The organism is Endobacterium cereale, assembly GCF_009617585.1.
In the GTDB taxonomy this organism is placed as follows: Bacteria; Pseudomonadota; Alphaproteobacteria; order Rhizobiales; family Rhizobiaceae; genus Neorhizobium; species Neorhizobium cereale.
Window position 1 is genome coordinate 537,975 of record NZ_WIXI01000050.1, and the last position, 17,990, is coordinate 555,964.

At 60.2% G+C, this 17,990-nt stretch carries 20 protein-coding genes and 1 tRNA gene; 12 read left to right on the plus strand and 9 right to left on the minus strand.

From position 1 onward, the window contains the following. Nucleotides 1-120: 120 nt before the first annotated feature. Nucleotides 121-205 (minus strand) — tRNA-Leu (locus GAO09_RS26030). A 161-nt stretch (nucleotides 206-366) separates the two neighbouring features. Between GAO09_RS26030 and GAO09_RS26035 the strand changes: the two genes are divergently transcribed. Further along, entirely contained in the window at nucleotides 367-600 is a 234-nt protein-coding gene (locus GAO09_RS26035; protein ID WP_153359262.1) for a DUF6894 family protein, read from the plus strand. A gap of 70 nt (nucleotides 601-670) precedes the next feature. On the opposite strand, the gene wrbA is transcribed toward GAO09_RS26035, so the two are convergent. Next, nucleotides 671-1,267 carry an NAD(P)H:quinone oxidoreductase type IV gene (wrbA, locus tag GAO09_RS26040; RefSeq protein ID WP_153359420.1) on the minus strand — a complete coding sequence of 199 codons (597 nt, stop codon included), beginning with the start codon at nucleotides 1,265-1,267 and terminating at the stop codon, nucleotides 671-673. 339 nt (nucleotides 1,268-1,606) lie between these two features. Here wrbA and GAO09_RS26045 point away from each other — a divergent pair, with 339 nt between their 5' ends. Continuing rightward, the gene (locus GAO09_RS26045; protein WP_153359263.1) at nucleotides 1,607-2,380 is read left to right on the plus strand and encodes a competence/damage-inducible protein A; all 774 of its coding nucleotides are present in this window, start codon (nucleotides 1,607-1,609) and stop codon (nucleotides 2,378-2,380) included. 111 nt (nucleotides 2,381-2,491) lie between these two features. Then, nucleotides 2,492-3,337: a universal stress protein gene (locus GAO09_RS26050; protein ID WP_153359264.1), complete on the plus strand. Its 846-nt coding sequence runs from the start codon at nucleotides 2,492-2,494 to the stop codon at nucleotides 3,335-3,337. Between the two features lie 59 nt (nucleotides 3,338-3,396). Here the strand turns inward: GAO09_RS26050 and GAO09_RS26055 are convergent, their stop codons facing one another. From GAO09_RS26055 to GAO09_RS26065, 3 genes are all read right to left on the minus strand, one after another. Beyond that, nucleotides 3,397-3,834 (minus strand): DUF411 domain-containing protein, encoded by a 438-nt coding sequence (locus tag GAO09_RS26055; protein WP_153359266.1) that lies wholly within the window; start codon nucleotides 3,832-3,834, stop codon nucleotides 3,397-3,399. 39 nt (nucleotides 3,835-3,873) lie between these two features. Further along, nucleotides 3,874-4,257, minus strand: a complete 384-nt coding sequence (locus GAO09_RS26060; protein WP_153359268.1) for a hypothetical protein — start codon at nucleotides 4,255-4,257, stop codon at nucleotides 3,874-3,876. A 101-nt stretch (nucleotides 4,258-4,358) separates the two neighbouring features. After that, the gene (locus tag GAO09_RS26065; RefSeq protein WP_153359270.1) at nucleotides 4,359-5,027 is read right to left on the minus strand and encodes an NUDIX hydrolase; all 669 of its coding nucleotides are present in this window, start codon (nucleotides 5,025-5,027) and stop codon (nucleotides 4,359-4,361) included. Nucleotides 5,028-5,227: 200 nt separating this feature from the next. Here GAO09_RS26065 and GAO09_RS26070 point away from each other — a divergent pair, with 200 nt between their 5' ends. Both GAO09_RS26070 and GAO09_RS26075 read left to right on the plus strand, forming a co-directional pair. Beyond that, on the plus strand, nucleotides 5,228-6,133 hold the full coding sequence (locus tag GAO09_RS26070) for a hypothetical protein (RefSeq protein ID WP_153359272.1): 906 nt from the start codon (nucleotides 5,228-5,230) through the stop codon (nucleotides 6,131-6,133). A gap of 201 nt (nucleotides 6,134-6,334) precedes the next feature. Continuing rightward, nucleotides 6,335-7,543 (plus strand): adenylosuccinate synthetase, encoded by a 1,209-nt coding sequence (locus tag GAO09_RS26075; RefSeq protein ID WP_153359274.1) that lies wholly within the window; start codon nucleotides 6,335-6,337, stop codon nucleotides 7,541-7,543. A 140-nt stretch (nucleotides 7,544-7,683) separates the two neighbouring features. On the opposite strand, the gene GAO09_RS26080 is transcribed toward GAO09_RS26075, so the two are convergent. Then, nucleotides 7,684-8,961, minus strand: a complete 1,278-nt coding sequence (locus GAO09_RS26080) for a DUF1963 domain-containing protein (RefSeq protein WP_153359276.1) — start codon at nucleotides 8,959-8,961, stop codon at nucleotides 7,684-7,686. Nucleotides 8,962-9,146: 185 nt separating this feature from the next. Between GAO09_RS26080 and GAO09_RS26085 the strand changes: the two genes are divergently transcribed. From GAO09_RS26085 to GAO09_RS26095, 3 genes are all read left to right on the plus strand, one after another. Next, nucleotides 9,147-10,694 carry a hypothetical protein gene (locus GAO09_RS26085; RefSeq protein ID WP_153359278.1) on the plus strand — a complete coding sequence of 516 codons (1,548 nt, stop codon included), beginning with the start codon at nucleotides 9,147-9,149 and terminating at the stop codon, nucleotides 10,692-10,694. 43 nt (nucleotides 10,695-10,737) lie between these two features. Continuing rightward, nucleotides 10,738-11,799 (plus strand): YwqG family protein, encoded by a 1,062-nt coding sequence (locus GAO09_RS26090; protein ID WP_153359280.1) that lies wholly within the window; start codon nucleotides 10,738-10,740, stop codon nucleotides 11,797-11,799. An 86-nt stretch (nucleotides 11,800-11,885) separates the two neighbouring features. Beyond that, nucleotides 11,886-12,218 carry a hypothetical protein gene (locus tag GAO09_RS26095; RefSeq protein WP_209018844.1) on the plus strand — a complete coding sequence of 111 codons (333 nt, stop codon included), beginning with the start codon at nucleotides 11,886-11,888 and terminating at the stop codon, nucleotides 12,216-12,218. Nucleotides 12,219-12,334: 116 nt separating this feature from the next. On the opposite strand, the gene GAO09_RS26100 is transcribed toward GAO09_RS26095, so the two are convergent. Continuing rightward, entirely contained in the window at nucleotides 12,335-13,066 is a 732-nt protein-coding gene (locus GAO09_RS26100; protein WP_153359282.1) for an SDR family NAD(P)-dependent oxidoreductase, read from the minus strand. 81 nt (nucleotides 13,067-13,147) lie between these two features. Between GAO09_RS26100 and GAO09_RS26105 the strand changes: the two genes are divergently transcribed. The 3 genes from GAO09_RS26105 (at nucleotide 13,148) to GAO09_RS26115 (ending at nucleotide 15,084) form a co-directional block, all read left to right on the plus strand. Further along, complete coding sequence (locus GAO09_RS26105) at nucleotides 13,148-13,537, plus strand: winged helix-turn-helix transcriptional regulator (protein ID WP_153359284.1); 390 nt, start codon at nucleotides 13,148-13,150, stop codon at nucleotides 13,535-13,537. Between the two features lie 115 nt (nucleotides 13,538-13,652). Further along, the gene (locus GAO09_RS26110) at nucleotides 13,653-14,771 is read left to right on the plus strand and encodes an ankyrin repeat domain-containing protein (RefSeq protein WP_153359286.1); all 1,119 of its coding nucleotides are present in this window, start codon (nucleotides 13,653-13,655) and stop codon (nucleotides 14,769-14,771) included. A 49-nt stretch (nucleotides 14,772-14,820) separates the two neighbouring features. Then, a complete protein-coding gene (locus GAO09_RS26115) occupies nucleotides 14,821-15,084 on the plus strand; it encodes a hypothetical protein (RefSeq protein WP_209018845.1) in 264 nt (87 codons plus the stop codon). Between the two features lie 268 nt (nucleotides 15,085-15,352). Here GAO09_RS26115 and GAO09_RS26120 read toward each other — a convergent pair whose 3' ends face one another. After that, complete coding sequence (locus tag GAO09_RS26120) at nucleotides 15,353-15,676, minus strand: hypothetical protein (RefSeq protein ID WP_153359288.1); 324 nt, start codon at nucleotides 15,674-15,676, stop codon at nucleotides 15,353-15,355. Further along, a complete protein-coding gene (locus GAO09_RS26125; RefSeq protein ID WP_153359290.1) occupies nucleotides 15,654-16,670 on the minus strand; it encodes a hypothetical protein in 1,017 nt (338 codons plus the stop codon). The genes GAO09_RS26120 and GAO09_RS26125 overlap by 23 nt, the downstream gene beginning before the upstream one ends. A 307-nt stretch (nucleotides 16,671-16,977) precedes the next feature. Between GAO09_RS26125 and gpt the strand changes: the two genes are divergently transcribed. Beyond that, nucleotides 16,978-17,475, plus strand: coding sequence for a xanthine phosphoribosyltransferase (gene gpt / locus GAO09_RS26130; RefSeq protein ID WP_153359292.1), 498 nt, complete (start codon nucleotides 16,978-16,980; stop codon nucleotides 17,473-17,475). Nucleotides 17,476-17,990: the final 515 nt, after the last annotated feature.

Consider the following 17,990-nt stretch of genomic DNA (forward strand, 5'->3'; position numbering starts at 1 on the left):
CCAAGACCTGCACTCCCTGACGTATTCCGTGTTGCAGCGGCTATGCCACAACGGCGCGCAAGACAAAAGGATAATTGCGAACCGAGCGGTACGGTTGGAAGAATGGATGGAGAAAAGTTCTGGTGCGGACGGCGGGGATCGAACCCGCAAGACCGAAGTCGAGAGATTTTAAGTCTCTTGCGTCTACCAGTTTCGCCACGTCCGCGTGACGTGTCTTTTCAGGCACATACGCCTTGCAGTCAACAGCGCGTTTTGAAATCACGCGCATTTCACTCCGCGCCCTCTCATCGAGCACAGCTTATATTAGCAACCTTATCGTCGCATTGCCGTTTGGCTTGATCGCATACCTTTCGCAACGGAGAAATCATGCCCAGATTTTATCTGCATATTTCCGACGGCAAGCAGGCCGAAGTCGCAATCGATGCCGAAAACGCCCATGCGGCCATGAATGACGGGCTGAATGCGCTCTCCACCTTCGCCTGCCGCAATTTCCCGCCACCTGACGATGTCTCGATCACCGTTCTTGATGACAGACGCCGTAAGGTCGGGCGCATGCGCTTTTCGTTCGACATCGAATATGCCGAGGCCGTCGTGATGTAGCCTGCCCCATCAGAAAAAATACAAAAGGGCGCGGCATCACTGCCACGCCCTTTCAAATTTTGGGGACCGATCAGGCCAGCTTGGCGGCAATCTTGGCCACATGCGCGCCCTGGTATCTTGCTGCTTCCAGCTCGATTTCCGAAGGCTGCCGCGAGCCATCGCCGTCGGTGATGGTGGAAGCGCCGTAAGGCGAACCGCCCTTCACGGCTTCAACGCCCATCTGGCCCTGGAAGGCATAAGGCAGGCCAACAACGGCCATGCCGTGGTGCAGGAGCGTTGGGATGAAGCCGAGAATCGTCGATTCCTGGCCGCCATGCTGCGTGGCGGAAGAGGTGAACACCGAACCGACCTTGCCGACCAGCTTGCCGTTGAACCACAGGCCACCGGTTTGATCCCAGAAATTGCGCATCTGCGAGGCGACCGTGCCAAAACGCGTACCGGCACCGACGATGATCGCGTCATACACTTCGAGTTCATCAACCGTTGCGATCGGGGCAGCCTGGTCGAGCTTGAAATGCGAGGACTTTGCCACGTCTTCCGGCACCAGTTCGGGTACGCGCTTGACCGTTACATCGGCACCGGCTGACTTTGCGCCCTCGGCAACGGCATAGGCCATCGTCTCGATGTGACCGTAGGACGAATAATAAAGGACCAGAACTTTCGCCATTGTCTTCGTTTCCTTTTTCTCTGTTTGCCCGTAACGGGCCGTTTGGGATCTGGTTGCTGCTTCCGGCTCGCCGCCAAGCAGCTTTTTCAGAAATTCAAGGATCATCGGCGTCACCTGTTACAGCCATGTGAGATCAAGCTAACGACGGGTATCCTGCGCCGCCAGTCGGCAGTCACAGCACGCAGTGTCCACATTTGCTGAACAACCTTTGATGATCTTGTTCACTTGCCGCCCAAGGCAAGGGCGCGCGGCAACAATGAGCGGCAGCGCTTGCAATCGGCGTCCGGCACGCTAACGTCCCGACATATAAACCGCATCCGCTTTGCCAAGAGTATCCCCATGAGCCAGACCAAAACAGTCACCGCCGCCATGCTTGCCATTGGCGACGAGCTTCTATCCGGGCGCACAAAGGACAAGAATATAGGCCATCTGGCGGATATTCTGACGCTGTCCGGCATAGACCTCAAGGAAGTGCGCATCGTCGCCGACGAGGAGGATGCGATCGTCGAGGCGCTGAATGCGCTACGCAGCCGGTACGACTACGTCTTCACCTCAGGCGGCATCGGCCCCACGCATGACGACATTACAGCCGACTCCGTGGCCAAGGCTTTTGGCCTGCCCTGTATCCACGATCCGGCGGCGATGACGCTGCTTGCCGACATGTACAAGCGCCGCGAGATGGAATTCACAGAAGCCCGCCAGCGCATGGCGCGCATGCCGGAAGGGTCAAAACACATCCCTAATCCGGTCTCCACCGCGCCCGGCTTCATCGTCGGCAATGTCTATGTCATGGCCGGCGTGCCGCAGGTGTTTCAGGCCATGGTCGACAACGTTCTGCCCATGCTGCGGACGGGAGCAAAAATGCTGTCGCGCGCCATACCCTGCCCTTATGGCGAAGGCGATATCGGCACGCTTCTCGCTGCCATCCAGAAGGCGCATCCGGCGACCAGCATCGGCTCCTATCCGAAATATGACGGTCAACGCTTTTCCACCGAACTCATTGTTCGCGCCCGCGAAACAGGCGCGCTCGAGGAGGCAGCGGCCGCCGTCGAAGCGATGATCGTGGAGCTCACCGCACGGAAAACCTTGGCCAATCCCTCGCCGGACGCCTGATCGTGCTTATGCTGCCTCCTCATACCCGGGCGCCTTGACCAGCGGGCCATCGCGACCCACGTTCATCATCAGAACGGGTCAATAAATCCCGGCAGATGAGGAGGCACCGCAATGAGCTACAAAACCATCATGGCCGTACTCGACGATCCGGCCAGTGCAAGGCAGATCAGCGATTTCGCCAGCTTCCTGTCTGAGCGGTTTTCCGCCCATATCGTCGGTGTCCATGCCGAAACGCTGGCCGCCGTGCCGCTGATCGCGCCGATGGAAATTCCCGATCCCGCTGCCGTTCAGGTGCTGCAGGAAGCCGCCCAGCGCGAAACCTCAACGGTCGAAAAAATCTTTCGTGACCGCATCGAATCCCAGGGCGTTCCGTCGGAATGGCGCAGCTTTGTGTCCGCCAATGGCTATGCCTCCGGCAATGTCATCGAAAATGCGCGCGCGGTCGATCTGATCGTCGCCAGCCAGGGCAATCCTCCCCAAGGCGGGCCGGACAATCACGCAGATCTGGAAGCTTTCCTGTTCGAAAGCGGGCGCCCGATGCTGCTGGTGCCGCGCACCATCAAGGAACCGCAGCCGATCCGCCGCGTGCTTATCGCCTGGAACGGTTCACGCGAGGCGACCCGCGCCACCTTCGACGCACTGCCCTTCCTCAAGAATGCCGAGAGCGTCGAAATCTTCTGCGTCGATCCGCCGGAAACCTCTGGTCAGATGCCGGAAATGGCGGGTGTCGAACTCGCCGCCACGCTGTCGCGCCACGGCGTCAACGTCACGCTCAGGACAGAACATACGAGCGGCATCAAGGCCTCGGCGGCAATCGAAAACCGGCTGGCCGATTCCAGCGTCGATCTTCTCGTCATGGGTGGTTATGGCCATGCCCGCTGGTGGGAAGTGCTGTTCGGCGGCGTCACCCGCACATTGCTCGATTCCATGACGGCACTGACCTTGCTGTCGCGGTAAGCGAAAGGCGATCCTCCTTCTCCCCGTCTTGCGGGGAGAAGGCGAAGTGTTGCGGACTCCTACGGCCGCACCTCCATATAGACGGACTGCCTGCCATCCTTACCGATCACCACGATATCGTAAGATGCCGCAGGGTCATCGCCCATGCCCAGCGAACCGGCCGGCATGCCTGGCACGGCAACGCCAACGATGTCCGGCCTCTCCCTCAGAACCCGTTGCACCGCTTCCAGCGGCACATGCCCCTCGAAGACATAACCATCGGCTACCGCCGTGTGGCAACTCCAGGCATATTCCGGCACGCCCCACTTCGCCTTCACGGCATCCATGTCGTCCACCGCTTGCATGCGCAGTGGCACACCAGCCGCCTGAATGGCTTTCGCCCATTCTTCGCAGCAACCGCAATACGGTTCCTTGTAGACCACCATTTCAACGGCCTGAGCAGACACGGCCGTCATCAGCGCCAAAGCAAGCGCGCCAATCATCGATCTTGGTTTCATCACGACATCTCCATCGTCTTCGAATTTTTAGTCGGAATGTCAGGCGACAGATGCGCCTGTCGCTTCGAAGACCGGAGATCTGGGTGGCGGAACCGGCGGCGCGAAAAACATTGCGACAAGCCCCCTCTCAGTCGCAATGTCAAAGCAGGTCGCGATCCTGACTGGCCGCACCACCGGAAGGTCCGGCACGATCATCGGCATCACCGCGCATGGCGTTTGACCCGCGGCAATCGTGCAGCCGGTTTCACGACACTGATGACCGCCCCGCGCCGCATGCATGGCCACCGGTTCATGCCTGACGGCATATTCAAGCTCGACAACGCTGCCGGGCAAGACTGGAGGATGGCTGTCAGCCGTCATCAGCCCATGCGCCAGAACCAGCACGGCCGCGAACAGGATAGTGATCCGCTTCAAGGTGGTCATGCCGGCATGATGTCACTATCGCACGCGCGGATGAAGCGGCGTGGCCACGGACAAATCGGCGCAAGCTTTCGATCGTCAAGCCGGCGCCGGCCTTACCGTCGTCAGATACGCCGGTCGAAAACGGCAAGCGGGCTTTTAAGCCGGTAAAGCGTGGTCGGACGCCGTGCCCGCTCGGTCTGGCGCTTTTCGCCCTCCACCTCTTCCAGCAGGTTGAGATCGTTGATCTTGCGGCGGAAGGCGCTCTGGTCCAGCCTTTCGCCCATCACCGTCTCATAGATCGCCTGCAGTTCCGACATGGTAAAAACCTCGGGCAGCAGCCTTGCGGGAATGGTGGAATAGGCGCCCTTGCCGCGCAGCCGTTCCAGTGCCGCCCGGATGATATCGGCATGGTCGAACGGCAATTCGCCAACAGCGTCGGCCGGTCGCAGGTCCAGCGCCACCCCTGCATTGTCGAGCAGATCCCGCGGCACCAGCGCGAAATAGGCGATGGAAACAGACCAGTCGCGGGGATCTCGATTCATGGAGGCAAAGGTCTGCAGCTGTTCGAAAAAGATGCCGCTCAGCCCTGTCTTGGCCTTGAGGATACGCATCACCGCGCTCTCAGCATTTGCATCCTCCTCGACATGCACATAACCGCCGATCAGCGCGGGCATGTCGGCAAAAGGCTCGGCTGCGCGCGGCAGTAACGCAACGTGAAGGCGCTCCTCACGCGGCGTCAACAGCACGATATCCACCGTCACGATCGGCCTTGGAAATTCTGTTTCCGCCATATGTTTCAAACCCCTCGCCCGCATGTCCGATCTTCTTCCTTTCATACTCGGCCGGATAAAAAACAACAATTTGCAACATGCAACTTGCAAAATACATTTTGCAAGTTTATATCCGTAGTCAGCGACAGGGCAGCGGTCTCTCAGAGAAACCGCCGCCCCGACGCCCGCAAAACCGAAGGCAGAAGCAAAGGAGTGTTACCATGGGTATGGGACGTTTCAGCACGGCCGACTGGGCCGATTACAATGCACGCCACGTCAACGGCCGCAGCCGTTCGGAAGTCTTTGGTGCCACCGGCATGGACCCGCGTTTCGATCCCGCCGTGTTCGGTTATCGTGAAAGCCGCGACAGCGATTTCAACCCGCTGTCGACGCCGATCATCCTTGCCGCCGATGTCACCGGCTCGATGGGCATGATCGCGCATGAACTGATGCGCAACGGACTGGTGACGCTGACCTCGGAAATCTACGATCGTCGCCCGGTCACCGACCCGCATATCATGGTCGCAGCCGTCGGTGACGCCACCTGCGACAGCGCCCCCTTGCAGGCCACCCAGTTCGAGGCGGATATCTCGCTTGCCAGCCAGATCCGCGGCCTGTGGCTGGAAGGCGGCGGTGGCGGCAATGACGGCGAAAGTTACAGCGCCGCCCACCTGCTCGCGGCCTTGAAGACCACGACCGACGCCTATGAGAAGCGTGGCCGCAAGGGTTACCTCTTCACCATCGGCGACGAACCGATCCTCAATGGCCTTACCGGCCCGCAGATCACCCGCATTTTTGGCACGGAAGGCCCGCGCCACGGCCTGACCGCCCGCCAGTGCCTGGAACTCGCGCAAAAATATTATGATGTCTTTCACATCGTCATCCGCGAGGGCTATGCGTCGATGCGGATGAGCAAGGTGCTGGAGACGTGGGAGCCGCTCCTGCCCGGCCGCACCTTTGTGCTGGAGGATTATCGCCGGCTCGCCGAACTGGTGGTCTCGATCATCGAGATCAACGAGGGCCGCGACGCCGACGACGTTGCCGCCAGCTGGGGCGCAGATGCCGGCAACGTTGTTGCGAAGGCGGTGCGGGCGCAGCCTAAGAGAAGGTTTTTGAACTTTTTCTGATGCCTCGACGGTGCGGCATAAACCCTTCTCCCCGTTTTACGGGGAGAAGGTGCCGGCAGGCGGATGAGGGGCAAACGCCTCAAACTCAGCGCCTGCCCCTCATCCCCTCGCTGCCGCTCCGGACCTTCTCCCCGCACGCAGGGAGAAGAAGCAAGTCGCCCCCCCTCCTGCACACCACTCCCCAACACAAGGAGACCACCCATGACCATCCGCGCACAAGCCGTGATCGGCGCCGCCTATGGAGACGAAGGCAAAGGATTGATGGTCGACCGGCTGGCGGCCGCCAGGCAAAACGCCGTCGTCGTTCGCAGCAATGGCGGCGCACAGGCGGGTCACACCGTCCTCTCGCCAAGCGGCCAGCGGCATGTATTCCACCATGTCGGCTCGGGCACGTTTGCCGGTGCAGCCACCCATTTCAGCCGGTTTTTCGTCGCCCAGCCGATGCTGCTTCTCGACGAACTGACGGCGCTGGAAGACCTCGGCTGCCGCCCGCGCCTCACCAGCGACCCCGACGTATTGGTCACCACGCCCTATGACGTGATCATCAACCAGGCTGTCGAAATGGCGCGTGGTGCCGACCGCCACGGCAGTTGCGGCCTCGGTTTCGGCGAAACGATCGAGCGCAACCTGCGCCCGGCATTCACGCTCACCATGCGTGACCTGTTCCGCCCGGACCTTTGTGCGCGCCTGATCGCCATTCGCGATCAGTGGGTGCCGCAGAGACTTGAAACGCTTGGCCTCACGGCCCTGCCCGACGAACTGGCGACAGCCCTCAAGGCCGAAGCCACGCTGCAGCGCTTCATACAGGATTGCGACGCCACGCTCGATCATGTCTCGCTCTGGCCCGATCGGCGTCTCGCGCAACTGGGCTCGGTCATTTTCGAGGCCGCACAGGGCCTGCTGCTCGATCAGCATTTTGGCGCCTTTCCGCATGTCACCCGCTCGAATACCGGGCTTGCCAACATGCTGGCCGTTGCCACGGAAGCCGGCATCGAAAAACTCGACGTCACCTATGCGACACGCATCTACACCACGCGCCATGGCGCCGGGCCGTTGAAAGGTGAAACACCGAAACTGGAAAACATCCGCGTCGTCGACCCCACGAATGCGCCCAACCAGTGGCAAGGCACGCTGCGCCTCGCCCCGCTTGATCTCGGCATGCTGCGCGGCGCCATTGCCAAGGATCTCGCCTTGCCCCGTAAGGGCATTGTAGTAAATGCCGGTCTCGCAGTTACATGCCTCGACCAGGCGACCGGACCATATTCAGCCACCGACGGCGACGATATCCTGATGCTTGATCCCGCCGATGCGGCTTACGCGATCGCGCAGGCGGTCGCCCTGCCGCTGGTTGCGGAAAGCTGGGGGCCAGGCCGTGATGATGTCGGAAGAAACGTGGATGTGGCGGCGTGAAGAGGAAGGCAAAATGGTGCAGCGGCGTGCCACTGACCTGAACAATACGCGACTTGGCCGATACTAAAAAATCGTGATTTTTCATCCTCGCCCGCTGAGGCGGCGGCGACGCCTTCTGAGCATGCCGCCTCGCCACCCCCTTAATCCTGCTCGTAAACCACCCAGGCTTTTTCGAAATTGCGTGCTGCCAGATCCTCTTCGCGCATCAGCACATAAAGCGCGCCCGGGAAAGGATACCCCGTCGCCTCGTCAGTGCCGATCTGCAGCACCAGATGCCAATCCTTGCCGCCAGCCAGCAGGCGCTTGCCTTCGTCGGTCTGAAACGCCTCACCGCTACCGGCGTCGAGCCCGTTCGAAGCGAACTGGCTCATTGCCTGCATGCCGGACTGGATGGCACGCGGCCAGCCGCCAAGCTGATGGTTGCCGCCCTCGATCGCAGTCGGCCATCCCAGAGAAAACAACCAGCCCGAATAGGTGGAAACGTCATCGCCATTGATCTCGCCAACGACGTCCCAGCCTGAATCGCCGACCGGCACCGTCGTCACTACCGAACGCGGCGTCATTGCCGCGGCCTTCAGGCTGGCAGTGCCTGGAAAATCGGCCAGTTCCTTCGGCAGCGGCTTGCGCTCCAGATCGGCAACTGGCGTGTCATCATAAATGACCTTCCAGCCCGCCTTGCCGCGCGGCTCGTAGCTCGCCGGCAGAACCGGCATGTCGTAGAAGAACAGAAGACGTCCCGTCACCGGCAGCACCTTGTCGAAACCCGGCTCTTTTGCCATAGCGGCCAGATCCACCTGCGCGATGAACGGCAACGGATAGGGCTTTGCCACGATTTCCGCCAGCATGCGCTGTTCGGCGGCGGCCTTGGCGGCTGCGTCCGGCGGAAGGCCTGTCATCCCCTCCAGATCCTTTTCATCTATCTCCGCGCCGGCATCTTTCATGATCTTCAGCGTCGATGCCTTTACCTCATCATTGGCGCGCTTGCGCTCGGCCACGAAAGCCTTGCCTTCGGCCTCCGGCATCCATGGCGGCGCGATCCCGGCATCACCATAGAGATTGGCGGCATCGGCATTGAACTGCGCAGCGAGTGTTTCCGCGCTGTCATAGGCCGGCCGCACCGGCCATTCGACACCTTTGGGCAGATCCGGCAGGCCGCCGACCTTCGACGCACCAGGTGCCAGCGTCGCCTCGTCGGACGCCTTGGTATCCAGCACGATCCCGTCGCGTGCCACCTTGATGATCGCCTCGACGCCCGCGGCAGACATGCCCGCCTCTGTCAGCCGGTCAGACAATTCGTCCCTTGAGGACGGCAGCGCCATGACCTCATCTTGCTCCTGCGCCAGTACGGCATGAGGGATCATCATGGAAACGCAGGCAAACAGGCTGCCGGCGAGAGCGAGATGGAAACGGCGGGACATGGTCGGCTCCTCGGGCGGGTCGCGGGATCAAAAAAGCAGTGCCGTGACTCGTGCGGCAAGATCAAGTCGCAGCCGGCTTGCGCGCTCAAGGTGAAGGGTTTGCGACAGATGCTGCGAAAGACTTGAAATATCCCGCATTTGGCCAAGATAGGCGGCGGGCATTGGTTGGAACGGGCATTTTCAACATGGTTTTACGCAGGGTTCGGACCGGTTTTTTCCTGTCATCATTGATTACGGCATGTGTTCTTTCACCTGCCATTGTAGGTGCCCAATCCGGGCTTTTTGGTTTCCTTACCAGCAACTCGTCCGTTTCCTGCAAGCCCCGTGACCGCGCCTGCATTCTGGATGCCGCGCTCGATATCACCATCAAAAATTTTGAAAGCCGCGAGGTGCCCGAAAACACCCGCCCCCATGCCGAGCGGGGTGGCAAACTGCTCGCACTCGTGCCGGAAAGCGATCAGCCTGCCGTGCGCGAGCGCTGGCAGAAAGCCGGAGCGGACGAACAATTTCTGGCCGACCTCACCGAATACCAGATGCAGGCCGCTCCGACGGACTGGATTACGGTCGATGTTGTCACGACCGCGCTTGAAACACAGTCCTCTCCCAACGGCACAAAGCTTTCCGATTTCCTCGATTTCGCCTTCAAGGCCCTCTTGGAAAACGACCCCGACGGCGCACTCGAGCTGTTCGACCAGCATGTCGAAACCATCTGGTACAAGTCCTACAGCACCATGGCGGTGATTTTCGACTGGATGGCAAACAATCACATGGATGCGATCGAAAGTTATGCCGGCGAATACAAGCTGCCGAAATCCACCTTCTATGATCCGCGCGACGGCCTGAGCCAGGCCGCTGCAACGCTCTGCGGGCGCGGCGACACGGAGGATGGCGAGCGCCTGCTGACCATTCTGGAGCGTGACAAACAGAAATGGCAACCCGATCGCGACATGCAGGCAATGGACTGGTCGCGCATGACCACCGGCATTCTCGCCTGCCGTGGCGAGGCAGCGGCACTCGCGCTGGTCGACCCGGTATTGCAACAGATGCAGGCCGACCTCAAACGCGCCGAGGCCATCAAGGTCGACAGCGAGCGAGAATTCGTCATGGGCGTCATCCGCAGCCGTGTCGCCGAAAGCATGATCCAGCCGATCACGCTTCACATGATGGAAGACAACCGCCGTGACGAGGCAATGAAAGTCTTTGTGCGTCTGCCGGTACAGCAATCAACGATGACGCTGGGCGATGTCGCCAAAGGCCCGACAGCCATGCAGTTCCCCGAGCAATCCTTCAACGAGTTTCTGGATCTGCATCGCAACGACGGCTTTTACAGCAGCGATCCGGCAAAGTCGCTGACATGGTATGTCGAGACCCATGATCCACATGCCTCCGGCAATCTCGACTACGAGATGGATGCAGTCGAGATCGCCGGAAAAATCTGGCAAAGCGATATCTCCCGGCGCGCGGCTGAAAAAATCCTGAAGACGCTTGCCGAAAAGGCCGAGAAACAACCCGACCTTCACCGCGACGATCTCGATCTCGCCCGCCTGCAGCTCGCCGGTTTCGGAAAACGGCTGCAGGGCTGCGATGTCACGGATGATTTCCTCAACACCATCCTCGCTCGCATCCCCGGCTACAAATATGGTGAACAGCGCAGCAACGTGCTGATCGATTACATCCGTTATCTCGACACTCCGGCGGCAACATCAAAAACCGGCATTTGCCTGCTGCAATAGTTTTCCGTCCAAAAACCCTTTCCCCATCGACAGGTTAACACCAATGACCACGACGCCATTTCCCGAAACCCGCGAAGCGCTCAGCCTGTCGCTGCAAGACGCAGGTTTCGACATGCCGGTTGTCGAGCATCTGACGGCGCAGGCTCGTCCGGCCATACTGCTTGTCACTTCTGGCTTCGGGGAAACGGAACCGCCGCTTGGCACATCAAGGCTCGGTGGACGGCCTGACCTGCCGCCGGACATGGCATGGCCCACGCGCCCGCCCTATCCGGACGCCGAAGCTCGCGCCGGATATCATCGCCGCGAGGCGGAGCGACTGCTGGCCGATTCCGGAAAACCGCGGTCATGGATGACGCCGGAACAGGGAGAGCGTTTTTCAAAGGAGCACCGGGACAAGGCGGACGCCATCGAGAGCGAGTTTCCACTCGCCTTTTTCGGCCAGTTCGATCTCGCCGACCTGTCGCAGCAACCGGGTTTCGATCTCGCCTTCCCCGATGAAGGCCGGCTTCTGGTCTTTTACGATTTCTGGGAACAGCCCGAGGATTTCACGCCGGCCGCCTCGGTCGGCTGGAAGGTCGTGTGGGATAAGACACCGGCATCAGACCTCGTCCGGGCGCCCTTCCCCGCAGCCCTCACGGCAATCTCGGATGACGACTGGTCTTCCATATTCAAGCCCGCCCACATCACCGGCAAAACGGTCCTCACACCCATTCCGCCAAACGACAAGGGCTGGAATGCATTTCCGCTCGATGACGACGAGGCGCTGGAAGATTACCACGAATGGCTGTCGCAGTTCGGCACGCCGGATATGCAAGGCCGTGCCAACCACCAGTTCGGTGGCTTCCCGCAAACTCTGCAGAACGGCCTGCAGGCGAGAAGCCAACTCGCCGCCAATGGCATCGATTGCGGCAGCGGCGACGCATGGCGCACACCCGAGGCGCAGGCGCTCCTCGCATCCGCAAACGACTGGCGGCTTGTGCTGCAGATCGGTGTCGATGCCCATACCGGAATGAAGCCGCCCGGCGCCTATTACGTGCTAATGCGCGATCAGGATATTGCGGCTCGAAATTTCGATCGCGCCCGCGTCACCTATCAATGTGATTGAGCGCTATTGCCGCCAGGCCGCTTTTCCGACCTGCCGCGATCCTGTAGCCTGCCGATGGGCGCCCCATGCGATACGGGAGAATGGCCGTGGCGACATCGATGATTCTGAGAAAATGGACCGCCAGCATCCGCACTTTAGATGTGGAGGCTTACACTCGTTACGTGGAAACGACCGGTGCCGGCGACTACCGGACGACCGCCGGCTATCTCGGCCATCAGATCGTGGTACGCACGATCGGTGACGGCACGAGCGAGTTTTCGACACTCAGCTGGTGGAGCAGCATGGAAGACATCAAGGCGTTTGCCGGTGAAAACCCGGAAATCGCCCGATATTACCCAGAGGACGACAAATATCTGCTGACCCGCCCGGAAACGGTGGAGCATTACCATGTCGTGTCCGGCGCGCATCCTCCCGGTTGACGACAACCGTTTTGTGCGTCTTACCGCCAATGCCCTGCCCGCTCTAGGCCGGCAGGGCCGAGCGGACAGGATTTGTCAAATGCCATCAGTCCTGATGGCAGTCAGGCTGGGGACGATCAAACCTGGCGCATGCCGCCATCAACACACAATTCGGCGCCGGTGATGTAGCTCGCCTCATCGCTCAACAGGAAAAGTGCGGCCGAGGCCACTTCCGACGGCAAGCCCATACGCCCCATCGGTATCGGCGCGATCAAGGCCGCGCGCGCCTCTTCCGGCACGGCCGCCATCATCTCCGTATCGGTCGGGCCTGGCGCCACGACATTGACGCGGATACCCTTCGGCGTCAGTTCCGCCGTCCACGTGCGGGCGTAAGAGCGCAGGGCGGCCTTCGTTGCGGCATAGGTGCCATACGAGGCAAAACCGCCCTGATCGGCAATCGATCCCATCAGCACCACCGAAGCCCCGTTGCCCATGGCGGCGAGTGCCGCCTGCAGGCCGAAAACGGCACTCTGCACGTTGACCGCAAAATGACGCTCGACATGGTCCAGCGTCTCTTCCGTCAACCGAGCCGGTTCGGACATGCCGGCATTCAGCACCAGCGCGTCGATGCGGCCATGCGCCTGCTGTACTTCTTTGACCACCCGCACCATGTCTTGTGGAACACTCGCATCCGCCACGAGCCCAGTCGCGCCCGGACCGATCGACGACGCGGCACTTTCGACCTCGGCCTCACGTCTTCCGGTGAGAAAAACGGTCGCACCTTCGGCCACAAGGCGCTGTGAAATTGCAAGACCAATCCCTTTTGCGCCGCCCACGACCAGTGCGACCTTACCTGCCATTCGAGCCATCGTAACATCCTTAAATTGACGATGGCGCATAGATATATATCGTGTATCTGATATCAATTACGCACTTTGAGTAGCCTAGATATGAACAATGATACCGACCTCGAGACCCTTTCACATAGCGCGCTTGAAAACATGGCGATGGTGCGCCCCGTTCTCGACAAGATCGCCGACAAGTGGACGATCCTGATCCTGACGGTGATTTGTCCTAAACCGTCGCGTTTCAACGAGATCAAACGGCGCCTGAACGGCATCACGCACAAGGCGCTGGCCGATGCCCTGAAGCGCCTTGAACGCAATGGCCTGGTGACGCGGACGGTTCTGCCGACGAGCCCGATCGGCGTGGAATATGCCATCACGCCATTGGGCCACTCGTTGCGCCAGCCCTTCGAGGCGCTTTGTGCCTGGGCGCTCACCCATGGCAGCGATATCCATGACGCCGCGGCGCAATACGATCGTGGCAGGGCGGGATGAGATCTGGTTCATCATACTGTCCCTGTTCGGCCTTGCGCCGGCACCGACAATGACCGACGCCTCGGTCCTGAATTAAACTGCGGATACCTGCCTCTCCCAAAGGAACATTCATCCAATGCCCAATGCCAAGACAAAAACACTGCCGAAGGATTTCGAGGCTATTTTGGCAAGCGGGGATGCAGAAGCGATCCGGTCGGTTTTCGACGCCTGCGACGTGAATGCGCGCGGCGGCGTGTTCAAACAGACGGCGCTGGCCTTCAACGAACTTCCCGATGAGATCGCGCATTGGCTGATTGCCAACGGCGCCGATCTTCAGGCACCCGATAGTTATGGAGAAACACCACTGCACAGCCGCGCCGGGCACTGGCAGGGCAGGATCACCGGTCTCATCGAACTGGGCGCTGATGTCCATGCCGTCGATACGCGAGGCAATACCCCGCTGCACAATGCCGCCAACGTCGGCAATGCCGAGACGGTGAAAATCCTGCTTGCGAATGGCGCGCGCAAAGAGGCTGCCAACAATCAGGGCCTTTCCCCGTTGGAACATGCTCTTCAACGCTGCACCAATCCGGGTATCCCGCAGCTCGTTGAGGTCGCGGACCTGATCTTGAACACACGCCCGCAACAAAAGGCCAGCGCCAAAAGCTTTGCCGCTCGCCTTTTCGGTCGCGCACCGAAGGAAACGGATCCTGTATCGGCCAGAATGCGGGAGTTCGTGCAAAAGATCGGCGCCAATTTCGAGTTTCACCGTGCCGGCTTCAACCCTGAAAGCCGGGATGCCACCAGCGCAGCACTTGATCGCCTTTATGTGCTGTTCAATGTGCCGCCCGTGCCGCGCCGCAGTTTGCATGACGGGGTATCGCCCATCATCGCCAGCGCGAGCACCTGGCCTGACCGCCACGAGGAATTGTGGGAACTGCTTGTGCCTTCCAGCGGCCATGCCGCAACTGTGCAGGGCGAGGTCATTCGTATTTCCGGGCGCATTTCACGAGAGCTGGACGGCAATGGCGGCATCAACTGGGATGCGGATTTCAAGTTGATGGCGGACGCCCTCCTCGACCACCTCGGCTCGGGCAAGGCGCTGCCGTCGCCGGATCTGCAGGAAGCGGCAGGGATCGTCAGTGACGTGAAGCGGAAACGGGGCGATACGGACCGGCTGGCGGAATTGGCGGTACAATGGGTCGCGCTCAATCCGAAACCACTTCCGCTGCCATTACCGGCATACAGTCGCTAGGGCCGTTTCCATTGACCATTAAACGGATCTAGCCGCGTCGGGAACCAATATGCAAATCGAAGACCTGCCAGATGCCGACGATCGCACGGCCGTTGCCGAGTTCTCCTTGTCTTTCAATGGATACAAACATTTCGGCTCATTTCAGGCAGCGGCAGACGCAGCCAATGCGCAACGTCGTGACACGCTGGAAGACCTCAGGAACGAACTGTTCATGGCTTCGCGTGGCTCGAACCATCGCGGAGATAATGAGTTCCTCGATGTCTACCGCGAGCTTTTGCCGTTTTTCGAACGCCTGCTGACATCGCCCCGATGACGGTGCCTAAGCCTGCAAGGTCAAATCCGCACAGGCGCGGCGGCACTGCTCTCGGTCTGGCGTGTAACTAGCCTGCATGTCCTTCCATTACCAATAGTCACCCGGGCCTGCTTAGGATTTTTCGGACCGAGGGAAAGGATAAGCGCCCGGCGTGAATGCCCAGTCCGGCCACGCTGGGGGAAACCCCTCCTCCACTCGCGGTCCGTGATCGCACCGTTCCGATAATCCTCAACGAGATCAGATGCCCGGCTTCTGGCATCTCTATCGATCATATCGGCAACTTCGGCGGCAGGCGTTTTCTGGCACTCTCGATCATCCACTCGACGACGCCCAGCGGGATGCCTTGGACCAGGCCGTCAAAAGTCATGCGCCCATCCTGATCATGGTAGTTGACGCTGGCGATCATCGTGTCGTGCGTATCCCACAATTCGAGGCACATCATGTCGTCGACGACATTGCTGAAGAGCATGACCCGATAGGTCTGCCCCTCGATTTCCACCATGTCTTCCACGGGTGCTCCATGTGTGCGGATATTTGCTTCGCCCTGATCCAGCCCGAGCCGCGCGGTTTCACGCGCTCGTCCAATCCGCATGATCTTCTGCAAGCCCGCGGTTCCACCAGTCATGCGGGTCAGCGTATATCGTCGTTTCCGGCCAGCGCGGATCGATTTCCGTATCCTGTCGCCATGTCAGATGCACTCTGGCAATGCGCCCGTCATCAAGCAGAAAAAGCGCGGTATCACGATCGTAACGACGGCCGATCAGTCGGGCATTCAGGCCGCAAAGCACGTGTCCCGGCCCGACTTCCTTGCGCAATTCGTGCTCGAAGCCTGCGCGGAAGCTTTCGCTTCCGGCGTTATCCTCCACGGCCTCCCATGGCGTGAGCCATCGCATCTCCACACCCCAATGCCGCGTGGCCGCCAGCAGCAGCACCGTCCCGCCCGCGATCGCCACGCAGCTCACCGCGTCGGCGATCTCCCGCAATGGTCCATGTCCGATCAGGGCGTCCTCGGTGATTTGCTGGCCAAAGCCGGGATCGGCGTAAGCGGAATAGACGTCGTCTGTCTGGCTGATGGCATTGAAGGAGGTCGCGACGATGCCCGTGCCGCATCCGCTGCAGCGCAAGAGATAGGAACCGTGTTGCACCACCGCCTGCCGTTCTTCCGATCCGCAGGTCGTGCATATCTCGATACCGGGCCCCTGCATGTCGGGTCGCGGATAGGTACGAAATTCAGCCGCCCACTTATCCTGCGACGGCTTTATCTTGAAGGGCGGCAGCCGGTCGTAAATGAAATCAAACCTGAAATTGCGGTCCGGCATCAGGGTCACCGTCGCCGAATACCAGGCATGCTTTTCTGCATGCGCCTTGGCCATGGCGGTGCGCAACTCCTTCAGGGCATCGGTGGCATCGTCCTCGACGACGAAGGACTTGTTTTCACCGGCATCCAGCCGACACATTCCGGCCTCTTCGGAAAAGCGTGTGATGGCGTTAAAACGATAGGTCGCGGCAATCCAGCCGGTATCCGGCAGCGCCGCTTCAACGCAGGCGACGATCTTCTGGTAAAGGGCTTCGATTTCAGACGGCATTCCGGTCCAATCCACATCTCATGCAACAGATGCGCGCACGCCGCTCTTGCGCCTCTCTCGGGCACAGTCACGGCACGGCGCGTCCCGCACGGCACGGCGCGTCCCGGACATAGCGCCTGCTCCCCGGCCGGCAAGTTGGTACAATTACCCCGCTCATCCACAGCCACATCGCCCACCTGCTTGCCTTTAATCGGCAATTGCCGCTATGACAGGCTGCAAGAAGGCCGGAAAACCGGCCTTTTGGCGTTTCCGCTCTCACCGGCGCGGCCGCCCGTTTCCTTCACACATTGCTTGCGGAGCCCGTCGGATGTCTCTTCCCGATAAAGCCTTTCCCGTTTCCTGGGACCAGTTCCACCGTGATACCCGTGCCCTGTCCTGGCGCCTGTCCGGCCTTGGCCAAACCTTCAAGGCCATCGTCTGCATCACCCGTGGCGGTCTGGTACCGGCGGCGATCATCTCACGCGAACTTAATATCCGCATGATCGACACCGTCTGCATCGCCACCCGCCATGATTACGTCAATCAGGGCGATACCGTTCTGCTGAAGGGCATTTCGCCCGAACTGATGGAGAATGGCGGCGAAGGCGTGCTGGTCGTCGACGACCTCACCGATACCGGCAAGACGGCGCTGGAAGTGCGCGCCATGATGCCGAAGGCGCATTTCGCCTGCGTCTATGCAAAACCGTCAGGCGTGCCGACCATCGATACCTTCGTGACCGAAGTCTCTCAGGATACCTGGATCTATTTCCCCTGGGACATGGGCTTCACCTATCAGGAGCCGATCGCCAAGGGTCACCGCGGCTAAACTTCACGTTTCGGCGACAACTGATTCGCCCGTGAAAATGCTGGCCAGCCCTTTCCATGCAGGGCTGGTCTTCCAAATGCGCAAGGCGTCTCATTTCGGCACGAAAAACAGAGCCTTCACGCCTTCTCACCGCCGCTCCTTCCATATTTAGGGGGGCTGCGATGCCTAAGCCACAGGCGCAAGCGCTCTGACGCCGGCGCGACACAATCCACCGGAAAATGTGGCAATTTATCGTCGCTTTTGTGGTGCACGGCCGTTCATTTTCCGGCTCATCAGTCCACAAGCCCGTAAAACTTTCTCGCAAGCCTCTGAGATTCAAAGGCTATTTTTTCTCCCCGTTTTCCACAGCCCCCAACCACAATATCTTGTGGTTAAAAAAGTGTGGCAGACCAGCCCTTGACCCAAAGCCTGCGACTCGGCATGAATGATCCCATGTTGCGGCGGCGACTGGACCGGAAATAACGAGGCCGGCCCTTCTTCGATTTGTAGATTTCCTGAATGGTTCGGGCCGGTCA